The following is a 20,681-nucleotide window of genomic DNA, read 5'->3' as shown; positions in this document are numbered from 1 at the left end:
ACCTCCTCTATTGTGAATCGGTCGGGTCGGGGGGGAATGGAATATATCTTCTTTCTTCCATCATATTCTGAATTTCAAGAACAGGATATCTTTTCGGTAAAAATTCAGAATTCCTTAATAATGGGGAATTTCTGGGCTTGGATGGGCCTTGCCCATAAAAAAACGCCGGAGAACCTCCGGCGTCATGGGGGAGAAATTAGAGTTTTGGCTGACCTTTTACAAAGACCTGCTCCACCAGAAGATCGGAGGAGAGAATCACCAGATCCGCGTCATAATCCATGGCCAGCTTCCCGGTGGTCTTCTCGATGCCGATGAACTTGGCGCCATTCCAGGAGGCCATTTTCACCACATCCTGCAGGGGAAGGTCGGTGTTGTTGAAGACATTCTTCACCGCCTTGTCCATGGTGAGGATGGATCCGGCGAGGGCGCCGGATTCCAGACGGGCGGCGCCGTCTTTGGAGATGACCTTCTGTCCGCCCAGGGTATAATCGCCATCGGGCATACCGCAGGCCATCATGGCATCGGTGACCAGAAGCACCTTGTCGGCGGTTTTTTGCTTATAGGCAACGCGAAGAGAAGGATAGCTCACATGGATCCCGTCGGAGATGGTTTCCGTGGTGATGTCGGTGTCAAAGATTGCCCCCACCACACCGGGTTCCCGATGGGTGAAGGGAGTCATGGCGTTGAAGAGGTGAGTGGAGTGGTTGCAGCCGGCTTTGATCCCGGCCAGGGCCTCCGCATAGGTGGCCTTGGTGTGGCCGATGCTCACGTTGATGTTGTGGCGGCGAAGGTGGGGAATAAACGCTAAAGCACCCTCCACTTCAGGGGCCATGGTGATGTTTTTAATGAAATCCTGATGTTCGCCCACCATTTCCAGGAAGGCTTCCATTTCGGGCTTCCGGACATAGGCCGGGTTTTGTGCCCCAATGGCGCCGCTGCTGATGAAGGGACCTTCCAGGTGAACACCGGCGATGGAAGCGCCGGTGACTTTGCCCACGGCATCCTTGGCGGTTTCCACCGCATGGCGGATGTCCTTCAGGTCCAGGGTCATGGTGGTGGGGAGGAAGGTGGTGGTGCCGTGGCGGACGATGGTCCGGGAGATGGTCTCCAGGGCTTCAAAGGTACCTTCCATGGTATCCTTATTGCCGGCTCCATGGATGTGAATGTCGATGAATCCCGGGGAGAGATAACGGCCATGCCCTTCCACGATGTCATCGCCGGAATTAAAGTCAGGAGTAAAACTCACGATCTTCCCGTCCTTCACTTGAAGGGAGCCCTCCTCGATCCGGTCGGTGAAAATCAGTTTAAAATTACGAAATATCATCCTTGCACCTCATTTAATTACTCTGTGCTCAAAGCACCTTATACCTTATTATAACGCAAATTGCATCAAATTTTTTGAATCCCTTGTGAATATTCAGCAGAAGGGAGGCCATAATGGGATTATCCTGAAGTGTGGAAACCCCGGGCCTTTTCGATTATCATATAACTATGAGTAAACCGCTAGAGACGACCAAGGGAGTAGTTATGGAAATTATAGAAGGTGTGGTACGGGACATCATATTTCAGAATGAGGAGAATGCATTTTGCATCATGCGCATCGAGGATGACGAGGATGTGCATATTGCCCTCGGGACCTTTCCGTTCATTGCTGTGGGGCAAACCCTGCGGCTTCATGGGGACTGGACGACCCATGCCAGCTTTGGAAAGCAGTTTAAGTGCGTGAATTATGAGGAAGTGATGCCGGATTCCCTGAAGGGCATTGAAAAGTATTTAGCATCAGGCTCCATTTCAGGAATCGGTCCCATCACCGCCAAGAAGCTGGTGGATAAGTTCGGCCACGACATTTTTGACATCATCGAGAATCAGACGGAGCGGCTCATGGAGCTGGAAGGCATCGGGGAGAAAAAGGTGCGCCTCATTTACGATTCCTACATCAAGGGTCGGGAAGTGAAGAACATCATGGTGTTTCTCCAGAGCTACGGAGTTACGCCCAAGCAGGCGCTGAAGATCTACCGGGTATTTGGCAGCGATTCGGTCCGAAGGGTTCGGGAAAATCCCTATGTGCTTTCGGAGGAAGTGCCCAGCATCGGGTTCAAAACCGCGGACAGCATTGCCCGAAACCTGGGGATTGAAGCAGATTCACCCTTTCGCATCCAGAGCGGGATTAAGCATCTGATCCAGGAGTTCTGCACCCAGGGAAGCACCTATATGCCCAAGGATCTTTTGGTGGAGCGGGCAGGGATGACGCTGGAGGTGCCGGAGGAACTCATCATCGCCAATCTCACCCACTCCGTCATGGCCGGCAAGCTGGCCCTGGAGAAGGTGGGAGACCGGGAAGGCGTGTTCAGCCTGCCCTATCTCTATGCGGAAGTGGCTGTGACAAAGATGATCCTTTCGCTGGCCCTGGATGAGCTGGAACCCCTGAAGGTGGATGTGGAATCGGATATCCGGGAGTTCGAGGAGAAAAATCAGATTCAGTTCCATGAGAAGCAGATCGAAGCCATCAAAGGCGCCGTGAACCACGGCATTGAAATTATCACGGGCGGTCCGGGAACGGGGAAAACCACCATAATCAAATGCATTCTCCATATTTTCGAAAAATCAGGCATGAAGGTGCTCATGGGAGCGCCCACCGGACGGGCGGCCAAACGGATGTCCGAAGCCACCTTGCGGGAGGCGAAGACCATCCACCGTCTGCTGGATCTGGGGGTATCCTCCGAGGATGAAGAGGTGCTCTTCGATGAAGACAACACCTTAAGCTGTGACGCGGTCATCATCGATGAAGCCTCCATGATTGACATCATGCTCATGAACAATCTGCTCAAGGGGATCAAACCCAAGACCCGGCTGATTCTGGTGGGGGATGCAGATCAGCTTCCTTCGGTGGGGGCCGGCAGGGTTCTGGAAGATCTCATCGACTGCACCGCATTCAAGGTGGTGAAACTTGATTACATCTACCGTCAGGGAAAAGAATCCAACATCACCCTCAATGCTCATCGGATCAACACCGGGCAGATGCCCACCCTCAATGCCAAGGACAGTGATTTCTTCTTCATCACCGGGATGGACAATCAGGACACCTTGGAAAAGACTGTGGATCTGATCACAAACCGGCTCCCGAAGTTCCATGAGAAATGGGACCGGATCAAGGACTTTCAGGTTCTTTCACCCATGCGAAAGGGCGACCTGGGGGTGAACAATCTCAATGAAGTTCTCCAAAAAGCCCTGAATCCCAAAAGGAAAAAATACGGCTTCACGGATTTTCAGGTGGGCGATAAGGTCATGCAGACCAAAAACAACTATATGATCAAGTGGAAGAAAATCCAGCGGATCCATGGGGAGCCACCGGAAGGGCAGGGAATCTACAATGGCGACATCGGCTATGTGACGGCCATCAATGAAGAGGAACAGCAGGTTTCTGTACTCTTTGACGAAGATAAGATCGTGGATTTTGAATCCCAGGATCTGGATGATCTGGAGCTGGCTTACGCCGTCACCATCCATAAAAGTCAGGGCAGTGAGTTTAAAGTCGTCCTCATTCCACTCTTCATGGGGCCACCGCTCCTCATGAGCCGAAACCTCATCTACACCGGGGTGACCCGGGCCAAGGAGCTTCTGGTTCTGGTGGGGTCAAAAAAGGCCCTGGCCTACATGATTCAAAACACCCGGACCTATGAGCGATACACGTCCTTAAAATACCGGATCATGAACATTTTGGACAATCTCATCACATAGGGGGATAAACGATTGCTAAAAGAAAAGTTTGAACAGCTTGAGACCTGGTACGATCATTCCGTGGAAAAGACTATAAATATTAAGACTGTGCCTTACCGGGGTGTGGCCCCCTTTTTGGAACTGGTGGACAAGGTGCTGCGAGCCGGAGGAAAAGTGCTCTACATCACGGGGGAAGATAAAGAGAAGGTACTTCTGGTGGAAGAGCTTCGCGCCCGGGGGTGGGACTCCTTTTCCCTGCATCAGGAGTTTGAGATCCAGGAGGATGCAGCCCTGGTGGTGGTGGATTATCACCAGGCCACCCGCGTACGGGGAGCCTATGACCTGGCCATCTATGATGATGTGAATTCCTTCCCCATCCACAAGAAACCGGAGATGCAAACGCTCATTGGGCTCATCTACGGCCACTGCAAAAAAGTGCTGGCCTACTCCTTCGAAACAGTGTTCATGGGAGTGGAAGTGGTGGAGGTCCCCTTGGCAGAGCGCAGCGGGTTTGTGTCAGAGCCCCGGGTCATTGAAACCCGGCTCAATCTGGAGGAGTTTGTGCCCACTTCGGTCTACGAGTATCTGCTCTGGTTTGTCTATGAGAAGAAGAAGGTTCTCTTTCTCACGGAAAACAAGAAGGTCAAACGAAAGGTGGCCCGGTTTTTGAGCAAAATCGATGAAACCTTCAGTGCCTGCATCTATGATGTGGATGAAATCGGAACCCGGAAGATGGTTGAACTTTCTCAGGATGAAAGCAAACCCCATATCTTCATCACAGACGATTTGGACGATTATCTCGATGTGCCGGCCAATCTTGAAATCATCATCCATGGGGCCGATGCCCCCCGGTACAGTTATCGGGAACTGCTCTTCTTCTGCCTGCGCAGCGGATACTATGATGAACTCAATGGGGAGGTCATCATGCTTTGCCAGACCATTACCCGGGATATAGAACGGACCCGGGAGATGACGCGCTACTTTAACAAGGTGCTGTGGGAGCAGGGGTTTGAACAGTCTCCAACATAAAATCCTGGAGTTCTTCTTTCCCGAGCTCAGCTGCCCCTTGTGTCGTCGGTTCAGTGAGGGAATCTGCGGGGAGTGCCGGGGGAAACTTCCCTCTGCCCAGAGCGGGTCTCTGGAGACTTGTCCCCAGGGAACTGCTCTTTACCGTTATGAGGGAGGGGCCAAGGAACTCATTTCCCGGTATAAAAAGCATGGCGGATTCTCCGCCATGCGGGCCATGGTCCGCTGCATCGTGGAGAGAGAAGGGGAGACCCTTCGAAGCTTTGATGTTCTAACCTATGCGCCTTCCTCACCCAAATCACAAAAGCTGCTGGGGTTTGACCATGGGGCACTTTTTGCCCGGGAAGTGGGGATTCAGCTGAAGCTTCCCGTATGGTCCTGCTTTCGCCATGGAAAATTGGAGCAGAAAGCGCTGGATCGGGAAGAGCGGAAAGAGAATGCGAAAAACATTGCCCTCCTTCCGGAGGTGCAGCAGCAGCTAAAGGGAAAACGGCTGCTGATTCTGGACGATGTCCTGACCACCGGAGCTACGGTGGACCGCTGTGTGGCCCTCCTGGAGGAAGCAGGAGGGGAAGCGAAATACCTGACCTTTGCCAGGCATTGACAGGAGCTTTGCTTTGAAGAAATTCTGGATAGTTCTTGAACTTGAAGAGGAACCCCGCTATAATATTTCATGAAAGTTACGTTTGTAGTTGCTCGGGAGTTTTTCCCGATAGTCCATGCCAGTCGCAGGCAAAAGGATCCACGTAAGTCAGCCAAAGTGCTGTCAATCATGGTGCGGTTTAGATGTTAGTCCTGCCAGAAATGAGAGGGTTAGTAGTGAGAGGTTAATTCCGGGTAGCAAAAGCTCCAGCAGGCGAGTGTGGGGTCAAAGACTAGGTCAAGTAACTTTTAGCACGCAAGTGCAAATTAAGCAGCGTTAAGCTGCTTATTTTTTTACTTTTGATTCTACTTTGGTCCCCCTGGAAGAGGAGTAGAATTTTTTTCTTCGAGGGATGGGGGGGAACACGGGCATAGTTTCTTGGAGAATGAGTTCATTCGGTATTCTTTTTCAGGGTGCATAGGGTATAATGGAGGATATGGAGTAAAGTGCTCCTGGTATTGCAACACGTGAAATGGAGTTATTATGGATACTCTTCTGTTTTATTTTTTTATGTTCTATTCCATCCTGCCCAATATCTTTTTCCGCTATTTCTCCCGGAAGGTGAGAAAGAGACTGGATACCAAAGATAAATCCATCGCCATCACCTTTGATGACGGACCGGATCCCCGCTATACGCCATTGCTGCTGGATCTCCTGAAGAAGTATGACGTGAAATGTACATTTTTTGTTCTGGGGGAGAAGGCGAAATTGTACCCGGATCTGGTGAAGCGCATTGTCAGTGAAGGTCATACGGTGGGTCTCCATGCCAATAAGCATGTGGGAGCGATTTTTCGATCCTACAAGGCCACCAAAAAGGATTTTCAAAGTTCCCTCAGCGTGCTGAAGGAGCTGGGCATAACCGTCCGCTTTTATCGTCCGCCCTGGGGGCTGGTGAACATAACCTCCTCCAACTTCATTGAGAAGTATAAGTTTCAGCCGGTGCTGTGGTCTCTGCATGCCTCAGACTGGAGCAAGTTCAGTGATGTGGAGCATATCTTCACCGTATTGACGGAGAAAGTGAAACCGGGGGATATCATTCTCCTCCACGACGGCCGGGGAGCCAAGGATGCCCCCATGCGGACCATCGGGGCCTTGGAGACGGCATTGCCTAAACTGATTTCCCAAGGGTACAAGTTCGTGATTCCCGATGAAATCTATCGGGAACACCCGCACAAGGAGAGATAAGATGAATATACTGCATGACCTCGTGGCGTTCTATGACCGCAATATTGTCCGTCTTCAGGGGTGGAAACCCGTACCGGGAAGTGATATCGGCTTTTTGTACTTAGTGCCTTCCGTCTATAAGGGAAAACCCGTGACCATCAGTGATGGTACGGTGATCAAGAAGGGCGATAAGTTTTTCGAAATTCATATAATCAACACAAATTTACACATGCTGAATACCCACTATGGTAACCTGTTTGTCATGCTAAAGGATGAACTGATAAAAGTCGGGGAACTTCTGGAACAGGAGGGCTATGAGGACTATAAAGCAGTTCTGGGCATTACCCTGCTCTATCGGCTGGCGAAACGAGTGGGCTTCACGATTTTTGAGATTGAACCGGCATGGAAACGGTCAATGATCTCCTTTGGGGAGAATGTCCTTCGTTCCTCCCTGCGTAAAGGGAAAGAAGAGCGGAAGGACAAAAAGAAGCGCTACGCGAAAGAATGCTGGATCTCCCGGGATCAGATCATGAATCTGAAACACCAGGGTGGTGAAGAAGGGGAATCTTCCGTCTAGTCCATCGTTGACACCAATTTAAAGCCTCCTTCCTCCACTGGGGTTGAACCTCCGGTAGAGGAAGGAGACTTTTTTAGGTGAGTGGGGTGAAGGTGTGCTAGGAAATCATGAAAAAATAGTACAATAAGAGAATTGAAAAGGAAGTTTGTGCTATTTATATCGAAGTTTTTCCGGAAAAATACAAGGAGATAAACGACGGTTTTTTAGCGGGTCAGCGCAGAAAAGAATCGTTCCAGAAAAGGAACTCAATAAAAAAGAGTAAAGTATGACAAAAAAATGCTGTAATGGGAAAATTAATTTTATGCAGGTCTGTGCAAAAGATCGGAACAAATTATGACATGTAAACGACTAAAAAAGGAAATCTGTACTATGTTATCCGTAAGATTGAAGATAAAATATGTTCACTTACCATAAAAACAGATGAAGTGTCAAGACTTAACCTGTAAAAATGCAGTAATGCTGCGGAAAATTATTATTGACCAGGGATTAACAAATGCTGAAAGCTATTGTATAATAGGTCTGTAAGAAAAAAACAGATTGGTGATTTTAACCACATGTGTTATAAATCCATGAGGAGGCATACTAATGCAAAATGAATGGCAAGGTTTTGTTGCAGGTGACTGGCAAAACGAAATCAATGTAAGAGACTTCATCCAGAAGAACTACACCGAGTATACCGGTGACGATAAGTTCCTTCAGGGTCCCACAGAGAACACAAAGGCTGTCTGGAAGACCTCCAGCGAACTGATCATCAAGGAAATCAAGCAGGGTGTTCTTGGCGTAGATCAGGAGAACGTTGCAGGAATCAACAACTTCAAGCCGGGTTACATCGAGAAAGAGCATGAGACCATCGTAGGTCTGCAGACCGATGCCCCCCTCAAGAGAATCATCAACCCCTACGGCGGATTCCGTATGGTGGAGCAGTCTCTGGAAGCTTATGACCTCACTGCTTCCGATTCTATTCTGAAAGAATTCCCTAAGTACAGAAAGACCCATAACGAAGGCGTATTCCACGCTTACAATAAAGAAATGCGTGCAGCCAGAAGCGCAGGACTGCTCACGGGTCTTCCCGATGCTTATGGTCGCGGAAGAATCATCGGCGACTACAGAAGAATCGCCCTCTATGGTATTGACCGTCTGGTCGCAGAGAAGAAGAAAGATCTGGAAAATCTGAAGGGCGCTATGCTGGATGACCTCATCCGTAGCCGTGAAGAAGTTAACATGCAGATCGTTGCTCTTGGCGAAATCAAGAAGATGGCTGCCACCTACGGTGTGGACATCTCCGCTCCAGCCAAGAACGCTCAGGAAGCTGTTCAGTTCCTGTATTTCGGATACCTGGCTGCGGTTAAGGAAAACAACGGTGCCGCTATGTCCCTGGGCAGAACCAGCACCTTCCTGGACTGCTTCATTGAAAGAGACCTGCAGGCCGGCATCATCGACGAAGCCTTTGCACAGGAACTCATCGATCAGTTCGTCATCAAGCTGAGACTGGTTCGTCATCTGAGAACCCCCGAGTATGATGATCTCTTCGCCGGAGACCCCACCTGGGTCACCGAATCCATCGGAGGTGTGGGACTGGACGGCAGATCGCTGGTCACCAAATCATCTTTCCGATTCCTGCACACCCTGATCAACCTGGGCACTGCGCCTGAACCAAACATGACGGTTCTTTGGTCCCAGAGCCTTCCCGAGAACTTCAAGAAGTTCTGTGCGGATATGTCCATCAAGACAGACTCCATTCAGTACGAGAATGACGATGTCATGAGACCCACCTATGGAGACGACTATGCCATCGCCTGCTGCGTGTCTGCCATGACCATCGGAAAGCAGATGCAGTTCTTCGGCGCCCGATGCAACCTGGCCAAGTCCCTGCTGTACGCCATCAACGGCGGTGTGGATGAGAAGACCGGCAAGAAGGTCATCGCAGGCATTGAGCCCATCAATGACGAAGTTCTCGATTACGACAAGGTCCTGGCCAACTACATCAAGGTTCTGGAGTACGTGGCTGATCTCTATGTCAACACCATGAACATCATCCACTATATGCATGACAAGTACGCATACGAAGCAGGACAGCTGGCTCTCCACGACACCAATGTGGGCAGACTCATGGCCTTCGGTGTGGCTGGACTCTCCGTGGCTGCAGACTCCCTGTCCGCCATCAAGTTTGCCAAGGTTAAGGCACACCGCAATGAACTGGGAATCACCGATGACTTCATCATCGAAGGCGAGTTCCCCAAGTATGGCAATGATGATGACCGTGTTGACGACATCGCTGTCCATCTGGTACAGAAGTTCTCCGATGAGCTGAAGAAGCACCCCACCTACCGTGATGCCAAGCACACCCTTTCGGTTCTGACCATCACCTCCAACGTGGTGTACGGAAAGAAGACCGGTGCTACACCGGATGGAAGAAAGGCTGGCGAGCCTCTGGCTCCTGGTGCAAACCCCATGCACGGAAGAGATATGGAAGGCGCTCTGGCATCCCTGAACAGCGTTGCTAAGATTCCTTACTGCAACACCTGCGAAGACGGCGTTTCCAACACCTTCTCCATCGTTCCGGATGCCCTGGGCAAGTCCGAAACCGAGAGAATCAACAACCTCTCCGCTGTCCTTGACGGATACTTCGGCCAGGATGCCCATCACCTGAACGTGAATGTGCTGAACCGGGCTAAGCTGGAAGATGCCATGGAGCATCCCGAGAAGTACCCCACACTGACCATCCGTGTCTCCGGATATGCCGTTAACTTCAACCGTCTGTCCAGAGAACAGCAGATGGAAGTTATTTCCAGAACCTTCCACGAAACGATGTAATTCGTTCACATAAACCATAAAGGGGTGTAAAGACATTGAAGGGAAGAATTCATTCAATTGAAAGCATGGGACTGGTTGACGGACCCGGAATCCGCAGTGTTGTGTTTCTGCAGGGCTGCAAGCTTCGATGTCTTTACTGCCACAACCCCGACACTTGGCAGATGGGAGCAGGGGAACAGATGGAAGCTGCTGATCTTATGAAAAAAATCAAGCGCTATCGACCCTACTTCGAAAAATCAGGCGGAGGCGTCACCTTCTCCGGTGGAGAACCCCTCCTGCAGCCGGAATTTCTTCTGGAATGCCTGAAGCTGTCCAAGGATATGGGAATTCATACCACGCTGGATACAGCAGGGTACGGTTTTGGGGACTATGAGGAAATCTTGAGCTACACCGATCTGGTACTTTTTGATATCAAGCACGAGGACCCCAAGCAGTATCTCTTTGTCACCGGACAGAAGGAAGACAAGTCCAAGCGCTTCCTGGAAGCCTGTCAGCAGGCAGGTGTGAAAATGTGGATCCGCCACGTGGTGGTGCCAGGCATCACCGACGGGGAAGACCATATCCGCAGTCTGGCGGCAAAGATAAAAACCCTATCCCAGGTGGAAAAGGTAGAGCTTCTGCCCTACCACACCCTGGGTGAAAATAAATATGAGTCCATGAACATCAAGTATAAGCTGGAGGGCGTGGAGCCCATGAACCGGGAGCGTACGCGGGAATTATCGGATCTGCTTTTTGCCGAACTGGGAGAGGATTTCACTTCTGTCGGGAAAAAAGACGAGTTCGTTGCCCAGCGCATCGGCTAAACTCCAGACAAGACCAGGGGACCGAAAGCCTGAAACAGCGTTCGGTCCCCTTTTGATTGCACAAAAAGAGCTCCCCTTTGCCTTTTCCTAGGAGAAAAGGCAAGGGGGAGCTTGCTTTTGGCCCTGCGGATTCTTCTCAACGATCCCAGGTCAGTCTTGGGCTAGGTCGGGGAAGGCGCGGCTTCGCTCAAATTCGACCACGTCCTCGGGGGTGACGGTAAAGGCGGGATCCGGGTAAAACCTTCCATGGACTCCATCTAAAGCCCCTGGTTTCAGTTCCACGGCCATGAAGGCTTCAAAATTCTCGCCTTCCTCGGTGGTGATCCCAAAGGCAGAGGCATCCTTAAACCCAAACTGATGGTAGTAAAGGGGGCTGCCATAGAGGACAATGCCCTTGTACCCCAGGGCCCAGGCCAGGTCCATGGAGGTCTCGATGAGCTTTCGTCCCACTCCCCGTTTCTGATGCCGAGGGTGTACCGAAACCGGACCGAAGCAGAGGACGGTATGGTTATGGCCGTCTTCATCTTCCACCCGAGCCCGGGTGTAGAGAATCTGGCCGATGATTTCGTCATCCAGGGTCACCAAAAGATCCAGTTCAGGCACGAAGGCTTCACTCTGCCGAAGGCGGTGGGCGATGAGATGTTCCTCGCAGCCGGGCTTGTAGATATTGTAGAAGGCTTCCCGGATGAGGTTCTCCACCTGAAGGTAGTCTTCCTCTTCCTCATGTCGGATGATGATATCCATGTTCTGTATTTCTCCTTCATCAATAATGGGAAAGAAAAAGGACATCTCGGGGAGATGTCCTCTGGGTGTCTTACTCTTCGACCTCGAACTGGTCCTTACCAACGCCACACAGCGGGCAAACCCAATCCTCAGGTAGATCTTCGAAGCTTGTTCCTGGGGCGATTCCGTTGTCTTCATCGCCTACGGCGGGATCGTAAACATAGCCGCATACTAAGCAAACATAACTCTTCATCATATTCCCTCCTGTTATAATAGTGTTATAGCAAATCATAACCTACTCTGATTATAAGGTACCTCGGAGTCTCTTTCAATAGATTTTTAGACAATAAATATGTTAAAAAACCGCGTCATCCTGTATACTAGAGGCTTGAGAGGTGAATTTATGCAGAATGAAGAACCATTGAAGATCCCTAAGGATCATTTTTATAAGTTGCTCCTGACCATTGCCATTCCCATCATCATTCAGAATTTCCTGTCCTCCTCCCTGAACATGGTGGACAACCTGATGATCGGAAATTTGGGGGAAGAGGCCATCGCCGCTGTGGGGCAGGCCAATCAGCTCTTTTTCCTGTTCAATCTCATGTCTTTTGGACTGAACAGCGGGGGCGCCATCTTTTTCTCCCAGTCCCACGGCAGCAAGGATTATAAAATGTTTCGGAAATATTTCGGGATGACCTTCCTCCTGGGGACGGGGATTGCCCTCCTTTTTTCCCTCCTGGCTATTTTCGTGCCGGAGCGGATCATGGCCCTGTACTCCGATAATCCCCTGGTGCTTCAGGAGTCGGTGAACTACCTGCGCATCGTGGGCTTTTCCTATGTGCTGAACAACCTGTCCTTCACCATGATCTTCGCCCTCCGGGCTACAGGACAGGCCATGATCCCCATGGTGTCCAGCATTGTGGGTCTAAGCACGAATACCATCCTAAATTATGGCATGATCAACGGCAAACTGGGCTTTCCCCGGTGGGAAGTCCGCGGGGCGGCCCTGGCCACCCTCATTGCCCGGGTGCTGGAGTTTGCCATTCTCTTCTATGTGGTATTTATCAAAAGCAATATTCTCAATGCCCAGCTGAAGGAGCTCCTCTCCTTCAACCGGGAGAATCTGAAAAAGTACCTTCTCGTGGCTTCGCCGGTGATTCTCAATGAGACGTTCTGGTCTCTGGGCATCATGGTCTACAATTATTCCTATTCCAAACTCGGTGTATCTTCCTTTGCCGCCATCCAGATCCAGAACACCATCACCCAGCTGTTTTATGTATTCTCCTTCGGCATCTGTAATGCCGCAGCTATTATCACAGGAAATCAGATTGGCAAGGGAAACTTGGCGCTGGTGAAAGACTATGCCCGTCGGATCATCCGGCTCACGGTCATGGCGGGCCTCGTCACGGGAAGCCTTCTCTTTCTCTTGAAGGGCCCGATCCTTTCCCTCTACAGCCTGGAGGAAACCACTCGGGTGACCACGACGAAGCTTTTGACTTTAGTGTGTTTCATCGTGCCGGTGCGTTTTCTCAATGTGCTCTTTGTGGTGGGGCTCTTTCGCGGCGGCGGTGATACCCGCTACTCCCTCTTTGCGGAAGTGTCCAGCCTCTGGCTGGTGGGGGTGCCCATGGTCTCCCTGGCAGCCCTCTATTTCCGTCTTCCCGTGGAGTGGGTGCTCCTCACGAGCTTTGCCGAGGAGCTGGTGAAGTTCCTCCTCTGTTATCCCCGTTACAAATCCCAGAAATGGATTCGGCGGATCATTTAAATCAACAAGGGATGCCCTCGAAAATAGAGGACATCCCTTGTTTTATAGGTTATTTTAGTTCTGTTTTCCCAGTTCCTGGGCGAAGGTTTCCAGCATGGTGAGGCAAGAGTTGAGGGTTCGGTTCTCCCGATCAATGACCGGATTGAACTCCACAAAATCAATGCTGCCCACCAGCTTCGTGCCGAGAATGGCCCGGATGAGGTCCTGGCTCTCTTCGATGCCCAGGCCGTCTTCTACGGGAGTCCCGGTGCCGGGGACCAGAGTCTTGTCCAGGGAATCGATGTCGTAGGACAGATGCACATGCTGGACCTGGCTTTCTTTCAATGCCGAAAGGAGCTCCTGGATCACTGCAGCCATGCCTTTTTCCTTGATGTCCGTCATGCGCCAGATCTTAATACCCTGCTCGCGGATGATGACTTCTTCGCCCTCATCCACACTGCGAAGGCCCAGGATGTAGATGTTCTCGGGCTTCACTTTCTGTCCTTTTTCGTAGAGGGCGGTGAGGATCTCATCACCCAGGCCGGCGGAAGCGCCCAGGGGCATGCCGTGGATATTTCCGGATGGGGAGGTTTCTGTCACATTGAGATCCGCATGGGCGTCGATCCAGATGACGGCGAAATCCTCTTCCGTGGCTCCGTGGACTCCCGCCAGGGAACCCAGGCCCAGGGAATGATCCCCGCCCACGGTGAAGGGCAGACGTCCGTTTCGAAGCGCGTTTTCCACGGCCTTGGCCAGATGTTCATTGCCGGCGACGACCTGTTTGAGATATTTCATGGACGGATGAGTAGCATACTTCATTTCCGTCCCCACTTGTTCAACTTCTATATTCCCGCGATCATTCACATGATTTAAATTCTTTTCAAAGATCTCCACAAGACCATGGGCTCTCAGTTTGTCCGGACCTTGTTCAACTCCCGGTCTGTCGCAACCGTAGAACATGGGAAAACCGATCAGTTCTATTTTCATTTATACACCTCCATGTAAATTCAATCTATTATATCTCATAAGCCCCTTGAATACTATTCTTTCACGGATAAAATATTTATTCAAAAACCTGTATAAACCTACGAAAATCAAGGGTTTGCGCGGGGCTTCTCCCCAACGGAACGGGGCGAAAAGGGCACAAAATGCTCACGTTCTATTTCTAGGGAGTTCATGATCTCCTCGTATAATAAAAGCTCAATCTTGTTTCAAAGGAGGACATCATGAAACTCAAAAATGTAAAAATTTCAGTGGTGGGTGCCGGATTTGTGGGTTCCACCACCGCTTATGCCCTGATGCTCGGGGGAATCTGCGAAGAGCTGGTTCTCGTGGACCTGAATCAGAATAAAGCCGCCGGAGAGGCCATGGATCTTTCCCACGGCGCCGCCTTTGTCCGGCCGGTGAAAGTCACCGCCGGAACCTATGCCGACACGGCCGGATCCGACATTGTGGTCATTACGGCCGGTGCAGCCCAAAAACCTGGAGAGACCCGGCTGGATCTGGTCAACCGTAACATCAATATCTTTAAGTCCCTGATTCCGGAAGTGGTACGCTACAGTCCGGAATCCATCCTCCTCATTGTCTCCAATCCCGTGGACATCCTCTCCTATGTGGCCTATAAACTCTCTGGATTTCCCCCGGAGCGGGTCATCGGGTCAGGAACGGTCCTGGATACCTCCCGGTTCCGTACGCTTTTGGCCGAGCATCTCCACGTGGATGCCCGAAGCATCCACGGCTACATCATCGGGGAGCACGGGGATTCCGAAATCGCCGCCTGGTCCCTCACCAGCATTGCAGGGGTGAATATGGCGGAGTATGTGGGCATCACCCATCAGAATAAACCCGATCTGGACTTCATGACGAAGATTCCGGAAGGGGTAAAAAATGCGGCCTATGCCATGATCAGTACTAAGGGCTACACCAACTACGCCGTGGCCCTGGCGGTAAGGAGAATCTGTGAAGCCATCACCGGGGATGAACGGTCCATCCTTACCGTATCCTCCCTCCTTCAGGGAGAGTTTGGGCTGAAGGATCTCTATCTGGGCGTTCCTAGCATCGTGGGCAAGGAAGGCGTGATCCAGGTCCTGGAGGTGCCTCTGGCTGAGGATGAAATGGTACGTTTCATGGACTCGGCCCGGACCATGGAAGACGTACTTCGAAACTCCAGTTTGTAAACATGCAAATGCCGTGGAGCGCTTTTTCGCTCCACGGCATTTTTCTTAATTCAGGATCTTGACCTGGTTGATGATGGCGTCATCTTCCACTTCGATGGAATAGGCGAAGCTGCCCAGCGCCTGAAGTACTCCACCCAGGAAGGATTCCCGGAGGGTGTAGAAGAGTCCGTCATGAACTCCGGCTTCATTATAGTATTTGCCATGGACATCCCGGACGGCGTGCCAGACGAGGGTATCCTCGGAGGCTTCCACCAGCTGATTCACCTTATCGCAGGGCATACCATCCAAAAGCACGGTGGTGATGAACTGGTAGAGTTCCTGGGAAGAGTTCAGGGAAACGGAACCCGCGTAGCGCTGGCCCAGTTCCTGTCCAAAGGCAGCATAGGCCTCCTGGAGAGCTTCTTCTCCCTGGGATTCCAGAACCTTTTTCACCAATTGAGCGATGCGCTTCTCATTGGCCACCAGGTGACCTTCCAGCCAGCCGTGGATATTGTCCAGATCGATCTGCAGTTCCAGGCTTACCTCCTGGGAAGGGGCACCAAACCGTTCCATGGCCTGGGCGTGGGTATCTTCCAGGGAAAATGCCTTGACCAGATGGTTTTCCAGGGTTTCCTGAAGATGAATTCGGTTATATTGAACAAAGTGAATAGGGGCTAATTTTTCTTTCATATCTTCCTCCAGAATTAGGATTTCTGGAGTATTATACCTGACTTCCGTGAAGAAGAGTATGACTTCCGTCAAATTTCTGGGAAGAAAGCCGATTTTTTTACCGTTCTTTTTGGGATTCTAGAACCTCCCTATTTCCGGGGAAGCCTCTCCAGGAAAAGGCAAGCCCCTGGAAGAGTTCAACAGGTGCGCTACTTTGCGCAGTGCCAAAAGGCACCCGGGAGGAATTTCCGGGGAAGGGTGAAAAAAACGGGAAAATATTGTATACTGGCATGTATGAGTAATGGAAATAGGAAAAGGTGATAGGATGAGATTACGGAAAAAGTGGTGGGCTCGGCCGGAAATGGAGCAGGACAGCAAGGCGGTTTTTGAAGCCTGGACACAAAAGGGAAAATGGTCGGAGGTATTTGGCAATGATCAGCCCATCCATCTGGAACTGGGTTGCGGAAAAGGCCAGTTTGTGGCGAGAAAAGCCGAAGCCAACCCCAACATCAACTACGTGGCCATTGACCTCAAGGATGAGGTGCTGGTCTTTGCCCTTCGAAAGGCCAACGAGAAAGGCCTGACCAATGTTCGGTTTGTACCGCTCTTCATTGAGCGGGTGGAAGAAGTTTTTGGGACCGGTGAGGTCAGCAAAATCTACATCAACTTCTGCAATCCCTGGCCGAAGGCTTCCCATAACAAACGGCGTCTGACCCATCCGCGGTTCCTGACGAAGTATAAAACCTTCCTGAAACCCGGAGCGGAGATCTGGTTCAAGACCGATGACGATGAACTCTTCGAGCATTCCCTGGAGTACTTTGCGGAGGAAGGATTCACGGAGCTCTATCGAACCTTTGACCTCCATGAGAGCGGCTTTGAAGACAATGTGAAAACCGAGTATGAGGAAAAATTCAGCTCTTTCGGGGTGAAGATCAAGTTCGGTATCTTCCGTTTTGAAGGATAGGGGGAGGACCATGGACTACGAGGAAATCCAGGAAGATCTGGTCAAGTTTGTCCGAAATTATTACAGCGATTTCGAGGTGCTGCATTTGGATGTGCCCAAGGAGGAAGTGGAGCTCCGGTTCCACCTGAATGAGGAACAGCGCCAGCAGATCACGGTCTTTTTTGAAAACAATATTGAAGTCTTTCAGGGCTATACGGAGGAAACGCGCCGGGACCTTCTGGAAATCGACAGCGTAGCCATTCGGTTTGACGAGGATGGACTCTACTTCGGAAAGTCAGGCTATGACTATATTGCCTCCAATGCGGCGGCTTACTACCTCCTCACGGTTTATCTGGAGGATCTGGTGGAAGAGCTGCCCGTGAAGATGAAGGACTACAAGACCCATTATTTCTATAATTAGCGCGATTAAAAAGAGCTTTTCCGCCATAAGCTCTTTTTTTGCGCTCAAGAGTCATGGGCAAAAGGAAACCCCTCCCAAAGACTCCAAAGAGCGGGAGGGGAAATCGGGACATAGAGAAAAGGGTCAGGCCTTGACGGTCTTCGCCGCTTCTTCCAGAAGCCGGTCATAATTGGGTTCATGGCTGATTTCCGGCACATACTCCACATAAGTGATCCGGTTCGCCCCGTCGACCACAAACACTGCGGGGGCAAGAATTCCCAGCTCTTCCACATAGGTGCCCGTGATTTCGCCAAAGGTGCGGAATTTGCTGTCGGAGTAAAGGGTGATGTAGTCTCCAGCGTTGTCCTTGTTCCACTTTCTCAGGGTAAAGGGGAGATCCAGGGACACAGCGAGGACCGTCAGCTCGGGATGGCTCTCCAGCCGGTCGGTGAGGGTCAGAAGCTCCAGGGTGGAGGTGGATGCATCGGCAGAGGGCAGGGTCAGAATGACCTTTGGCCCACCCAGAGTCGCGCTCTCCACATCATTGAACTGCAGATCCGTCAGCATGAAATCCGGAAAAAGATCTCCGGCCTTTAAGGGCTGTCCGTAAAGATGCACTTCGTTTCCTTTAAAGGTAATGTTCATGAAATCACTCCTTTGCCATAAATCAGTCAAAAATCAGTCGGTATTTCTCTTCAAGGAACTCGGGGCTATAGGATTCCTTGGACTTGCGCAGTCCGGGAATCCCCATGTCCTGTTCGCGGTTGGTATAGAGGATGCCCTCGCCGAACTCATCCAATGCGGTTTTCGCGAGGAAGGCATAGAGTCCGCTGAATTTTTTCTCTGCCTTCTCGATATGGTTGAGGATCACCTGGTCACTCAGGATTTCCATCAGGGTGAAGGCTTGGCATTGGCCGTCGATGAAGACGGCGATGCCTTTGATGTTAAAGAATGCCGGATCAAGAAGGAGAGAGCGGATTCCTTCCAGTTCCTCCAGGAGGGCAGGATTCTGGTCGCTTTCATCATACCAGCGCCGTGCCAGCTGCAGGCATTCCTCCCGGCAGTCTTCCACGTAGCGGATGATATAGTCGTTGTTTCGGATAAAGTTGTTGTAATGGTTCTTCTTCCCGTGGAGCGCTTTTCCGCTGAGGGAGCGGAGCTTTTCCACCAGGTAGATATATTCGAAGTTATCCCGGTCAGGTACCGCGGTGAAGGAAAAGCCCAGATCCCGCAGCGCCTTTACTTGGCGCGGATCCGCATCCCGAAGGATGCGGGGAAGCCCCCGAGCGGTCATTTCGTCCAGAAGCTTCGTGCAGGCGGCTTTGAGATCACCTCCGGGGAGGACTAGAGGAGGCAGGGGAAGGGGATTTTCCCGTCCCTTCAAGAGATAGAGGGCCTCACCGTCTTCGTGGTACTTCAGGTTCTGGCTGTTCCGCCAGATATAGAGATTGGTGAAGCTGTAGGTGGAGGCCAGGAAGGGGTAGGGGGTGAGGTAGCGGTCGAAGACCGCTTTGCTTTCCTTATCCAGTGACGTAAAGTGCAAGTTGTTCACTCCTTAAGGGTCAGTTTCTTTGGAGGGGGAGAATTTCCACGTCCAAGGGACGGGAATAGAGGTAGCAGAAGGTTTCGTTAAGTTTCATGACTTCGTGGAGCTCAAAGCGAAGGGGATCATCGCTCTTAAAGACCAGTTTTACACATTCCGGCGTAACCTCCGCATGATCGAAAACCACAGTTTTCTTGTCGGACTTTAAGAGGTTCTCCGCCATGCTGACACAGATTCCCAAGTCGTATACCATGGCCAGGTCCATGCGGTTGATGATCTGCCCAAAAGCCAGAAGCGGGGTTTCCTTGGAAAATCCCTGATCAAAGGATGCGGTAAGGGCCGCCATGATCACTTCCCGGTGATCCAGTCCATTGAGCTCGGAGTTGGAGACAATATAGAAATTGTGCCGGTTGTGGTTGTAGAAACGTACAGAAAGGCCCACATCCCGGAGTTTGGCGCTGACTTTGAGGATTTCATCCAGGTTTTCCCAGGGGCGATGAACGCCCTTCAGGCCCTCATAAATCGCCTTGGTCAGCTGATAGCGTCTTTCGGCCTTTTCCTTGTCCACATTATGGCGGGAGAGGATGTTGTCAATGGAGCGATCCAGCATGTCCGGCATTTCCCCATAGGTTCGGGTGAGATAGCTGAAGAGGAACCCTTCCCGGATTCCCGCACCGCTGATGCGGATCTGCTGAATGCCGGTTTTTTTCAAGAGGGCATAGACGATGGCCAAGGCTCCCGGAAGGATATCCGCCCGGTCCTTGTCCAGTCCGTCGATGGTATAGCGCTGCTTTAACGATTTGGTCATGAAGTTGGTATACATGGCCTTGATGTCCAAATCCTGCATGGGGTATTCATGGATGATGCTGATGGGATATCGGCGCTTTTTCCGGTCGATTTTACTGATGGCCCGGGCGGAACCGCCCACGAAGATCAGATCTTCGAAGAGAAGATTGTGAAGCCAGGGGATTTTGTCGATTTCCGAGGAGAGGAGGGCATCCAGGGCCAGGTGGGCTTCTTGGGATACGATCTCTTCCAGATGGAATTTCGCAGTGAGCGTCAGGGTGCCCATGGGCAAAAGATAGGATTCCATGAGCTGCCCATCCTTCACCCAGGCCAGCTGAGTGGAGCCACCGGCAATGTCCACAATGAGGGAGTTCCGGATGCGCATGGCATTGATGATGGCGAGGTAATCCAGGCTCAGTTCTTCCTCGCTGGTGAGTTCAATGGCTTCCACCCCGGCTTCGGCCTGGAGGCGGAGGCGGATCTGCTCCTTATTGTCGATGCGGGCAAAGAACTCCGAAAGGATCACAAAGATTTTATCGGCGTTCAGCGATTCCGCAAATTCCCGAAAATTGCGGATGATGTTCACGAGCCGATCAATTTTGGGCTCGGGGATGAGATATTCTTCCATGGTATCCCTGCCGAGCTTCAGGGTTTCTTTATAAGACTCCAACAGCCGGTAGCTGCGGTCGTCATTGATTTGCCATAGGGCGAATCGGGTGGTGTTTCCGCCTACATAAATAAGTGCCAGATTCTCCATTTCATTCCCTCTTTTCCTGAGATTTCAGTCACCCTTATTATACACCAAATGGGCAAGGACAACAGGAAATTCCAGAGGCGGAGGGCTCCTTCCCCAGGGAAAGAGTGACCATAATTCCAGGAACATAAGGCCATCCAAGGGAAAGAAACAACGCAAGATCAGGCCGGTGTGGACTTGAACCTCGGGGTGTAGTAAAATAAATGGGAAAACAGGGGT

Annotated in this window: 19 protein-coding genes; 11 read left to right on the top strand and 8 right to left on the bottom strand. The window is 51.2% G+C overall.

From position 1 onward, the window contains the following. Window positions 1-196: 196 nt before the first annotated feature. Window positions 197-1,324, bottom strand: a complete 1,128-nt coding sequence (gene nagA / locus KCG48_RS10065) for an N-acetylglucosamine-6-phosphate deacetylase (protein WP_211801958.1) — start codon at window positions 1,322-1,324, stop codon at window positions 197-199. A gap of 203 nt (window positions 1,325-1,527) precedes the next feature. Here nagA and recD2 point away from each other — a divergent pair, with 203 nt between their 5' ends. From recD2 to pflA, 7 genes are all read left to right on the top strand, one after another. Continuing rightward, on the top strand, window positions 1,528-3,738 hold the full coding sequence (gene recD2 / locus KCG48_RS10060) for an SF1B family DNA helicase RecD2 (RefSeq protein WP_211801952.1): 2,211 nt from the start codon (window positions 1,528-1,530) through the stop codon (window positions 3,736-3,738). Window positions 3,739-3,750: 12 nt separating this feature from the next. Beyond that, window positions 3,751-4,746, top strand: coding sequence for a DEAD/DEAH box helicase family protein (locus KCG48_RS10055; RefSeq protein WP_211801938.1), 996 nt, complete (start codon window positions 3,751-3,753; stop codon window positions 4,744-4,746). Then, window positions 4,727-5,347, top strand: a complete 621-nt coding sequence (locus tag KCG48_RS10050; RefSeq protein WP_211801936.1) for a ComF family protein — start codon at window positions 4,727-4,729, stop codon at window positions 5,345-5,347. The genes KCG48_RS10055 and KCG48_RS10050 overlap by 20 nt, the downstream gene beginning before the upstream one ends. A gap of 549 nt (window positions 5,348-5,896) precedes the next feature. Further along, window positions 5,897-6,571: a polysaccharide deacetylase family protein gene (locus KCG48_RS10045; protein ID WP_230977093.1), complete on the top strand. Its 675-nt coding sequence runs from the start codon at window positions 5,897-5,899 to the stop codon at window positions 6,569-6,571. A 1-nt stretch (window position 6,572) separates the two neighbouring features. After that, window positions 6,573-7,127: a YkoP family protein gene (locus tag KCG48_RS10040; RefSeq protein ID WP_211801932.1), complete on the top strand. Its 555-nt coding sequence runs from the start codon at window positions 6,573-6,575 to the stop codon at window positions 7,125-7,127. A gap of 585 nt (window positions 7,128-7,712) precedes the next feature. Further along, complete coding sequence (gene pflB / locus KCG48_RS10035; RefSeq protein ID WP_211801930.1) at window positions 7,713-9,941, top strand: formate C-acetyltransferase; 2,229 nt, start codon at window positions 7,713-7,715, stop codon at window positions 9,939-9,941. A 35-nt stretch (window positions 9,942-9,976) separates the two neighbouring features. Continuing rightward, window positions 9,977-10,744, top strand: a complete 768-nt coding sequence (pflA, locus tag KCG48_RS10030) for a pyruvate formate-lyase-activating protein (RefSeq protein WP_269142437.1) — start codon at window positions 9,977-9,979, stop codon at window positions 10,742-10,744. A 150-nt stretch (window positions 10,745-10,894) separates the two neighbouring features. On the opposite strand, the gene KCG48_RS10025 is transcribed toward pflA, so the two are convergent. Continuing rightward, window positions 10,895-11,488: a GNAT family N-acetyltransferase gene (locus KCG48_RS10025; protein WP_211801926.1), complete on the bottom strand. Its 594-nt coding sequence runs from the start codon at window positions 11,486-11,488 to the stop codon at window positions 10,895-10,897. A 70-nt stretch (window positions 11,489-11,558) separates the two neighbouring features. Continuing rightward, window positions 11,559-11,720, bottom strand: coding sequence for a rubredoxin (gene rd, locus KCG48_RS10020; RefSeq protein WP_207598402.1), 162 nt, complete (start codon window positions 11,718-11,720; stop codon window positions 11,559-11,561). A 150-nt stretch (window positions 11,721-11,870) separates the two neighbouring features. On the opposite strand from rd, the gene KCG48_RS10015 reads away from it, so the two are divergent. Beyond that, window positions 11,871-13,232: an MATE family efflux transporter gene (locus tag KCG48_RS10015; RefSeq protein WP_211801924.1), complete on the top strand. Its 1,362-nt coding sequence runs from the start codon at window positions 11,871-11,873 to the stop codon at window positions 13,230-13,232. Between the two features lie 54 nt (window positions 13,233-13,286). Here KCG48_RS10015 and rocF read toward each other — a convergent pair whose 3' ends face one another. Further along, entirely contained in the window at window positions 13,287-14,198 is a 912-nt protein-coding gene (gene rocF / locus KCG48_RS10010; RefSeq protein WP_211801922.1) for an arginase, read from the bottom strand. Between the two features lie 239 nt (window positions 14,199-14,437). Here rocF and KCG48_RS10005 point away from each other — a divergent pair, with 239 nt between their 5' ends. After that, the gene (locus tag KCG48_RS10005; protein ID WP_211801919.1) at window positions 14,438-15,388 is read left to right on the top strand and encodes an L-lactate dehydrogenase; all 951 of its coding nucleotides are present in this window, start codon (window positions 14,438-14,440) and stop codon (window positions 15,386-15,388) included. 45 nt (window positions 15,389-15,433) lie between these two features. On the opposite strand, the gene KCG48_RS10000 is transcribed toward KCG48_RS10005, so the two are convergent. Beyond that, window positions 15,434-16,057: a hypothetical protein gene (locus KCG48_RS10000; RefSeq protein WP_211801911.1), complete on the bottom strand. Its 624-nt coding sequence runs from the start codon at window positions 16,055-16,057 to the stop codon at window positions 15,434-15,436. 304 nt (window positions 16,058-16,361) lie between these two features. Here KCG48_RS10000 and trmB point away from each other — a divergent pair, with 304 nt between their 5' ends. Continuing rightward, window positions 16,362-17,000 carry a tRNA (guanosine(46)-N7)-methyltransferase TrmB gene (gene trmB / locus KCG48_RS09995; RefSeq protein WP_211801909.1) on the top strand — a complete coding sequence of 213 codons (639 nt, stop codon included), beginning with the start codon at window positions 16,362-16,364 and terminating at the stop codon, window positions 16,998-17,000. Window positions 17,001-17,010: 10 nt separating this feature from the next. Next, complete coding sequence (locus KCG48_RS09990) at window positions 17,011-17,400, top strand: hypothetical protein (protein WP_211801901.1); 390 nt, start codon at window positions 17,011-17,013, stop codon at window positions 17,398-17,400. Window positions 17,401-17,523: 123 nt separating this feature from the next. Here KCG48_RS09990 and KCG48_RS09985 read toward each other — a convergent pair whose 3' ends face one another. Genes KCG48_RS09985 through KCG48_RS09975 form a run of 3 tightly spaced genes read right to left on the bottom strand, consistent with a single transcriptional unit; the run spans window position 17,524 to window position 20,465 of the window. Continuing rightward, window positions 17,524-18,024 carry a redoxin domain-containing protein gene (locus KCG48_RS09985; protein WP_211801899.1) on the bottom strand — a complete coding sequence of 167 codons (501 nt, stop codon included), beginning with the start codon at window positions 18,022-18,024 and terminating at the stop codon, window positions 17,524-17,526. 22 nt (window positions 18,025-18,046) lie between these two features. Next, window positions 18,047-18,922: a DUF2156 domain-containing protein gene (locus KCG48_RS09980; protein WP_211801897.1), complete on the bottom strand. Its 876-nt coding sequence runs from the start codon at window positions 18,920-18,922 to the stop codon at window positions 18,047-18,049. Window positions 18,923-18,941: 19 nt separating this feature from the next. Then, window positions 18,942-20,465: a Ppx/GppA phosphatase family protein gene (locus KCG48_RS09975; protein ID WP_211801896.1), complete on the bottom strand. Its 1,524-nt coding sequence runs from the start codon at window positions 20,463-20,465 to the stop codon at window positions 18,942-18,944. Window positions 20,466-20,681 lie beyond the last annotated feature (216 nt).

This window comes from Proteiniclasticum sediminis, assembly GCF_018128025.1.
Lineage (GTDB): Bacteria > Bacillota > Clostridia > Clostridiales > Clostridiaceae > Proteiniclasticum > Proteiniclasticum sediminis.
The sequence above is the reverse complement of the archived record's forward strand: the minus strand, read 5'-3'. Positions and strand labels throughout refer to the sequence as shown.

Coding starts and splice junctions, on each gene's coding strand:
- nagA (WP_211801958.1), bottom strand. CDS start 1,324: ATGATATTTCGTAATTTTAAACTGATTTTCACCGACCGGATCGAGGAG.
- recD2 (WP_211801952.1), top strand. CDS start 1,528: ATGGAAATTATAGAAGGTGTGGTACGGGACATCATATTTCAGAATGAG.
- KCG48_RS10045 (WP_230977093.1), top strand. CDS start 5,897: ATGTTCTATTCCATCCTGCCCAATATCTTTTTCCGCTATTTCTCCCGG.
- KCG48_RS10040 (WP_211801932.1), top strand. CDS start 6,573: ATGAATATACTGCATGACCTCGTGGCGTTCTATGACCGCAATATTGTC.
- pflB (WP_211801930.1), top strand. CDS start 7,713: ATGCAAAATGAATGGCAAGGTTTTGTTGCAGGTGACTGGCAAAACGAA.
- KCG48_RS10025 (WP_211801926.1), bottom strand. CDS start 11,488: ATGGATATCATCATCCGACATGAGGAAGAGGAAGACTACCTTCAGGTG.
- rd (WP_207598402.1), bottom strand. CDS start 11,720: ATGAAGAGTTATGTTTGCTTAGTATGCGGCTATGTTTACGATCCCGCC.
- KCG48_RS10015 (WP_211801924.1), top strand. CDS start 11,871: ATGCAGAATGAAGAACCATTGAAGATCCCTAAGGATCATTTTTATAAG.
- rocF (WP_211801922.1), bottom strand. CDS start 14,198: ATGAAAATAGAACTGATCGGTTTTCCCATGTTCTACGGTTGCGACAGA.
- KCG48_RS10005 (WP_211801919.1), top strand. CDS start 14,438: ATGAAACTCAAAAATGTAAAAATTTCAGTGGTGGGTGCCGGATTTGTG.
- KCG48_RS10000 (WP_211801911.1), bottom strand. CDS start 16,057: ATGAAAGAAAAATTAGCCCCTATTCACTTTGTTCAATATAACCGAATT.
- trmB (WP_211801909.1), top strand. CDS start 16,362: ATGAGATTACGGAAAAAGTGGTGGGCTCGGCCGGAAATGGAGCAGGAC.
- KCG48_RS09990 (WP_211801901.1), top strand. CDS start 17,011: ATGGACTACGAGGAAATCCAGGAAGATCTGGTCAAGTTTGTCCGAAAT.
- KCG48_RS09985 (WP_211801899.1), bottom strand. CDS start 18,024: ATGAACATTACCTTTAAAGGAAACGAAGTGCATCTTTACGGACAGCCC.
- KCG48_RS09975 (WP_211801896.1), bottom strand. CDS start 20,465: ATGGAGAATCTGGCACTTATTTATGTAGGCGGAAACACCACCCGATTC.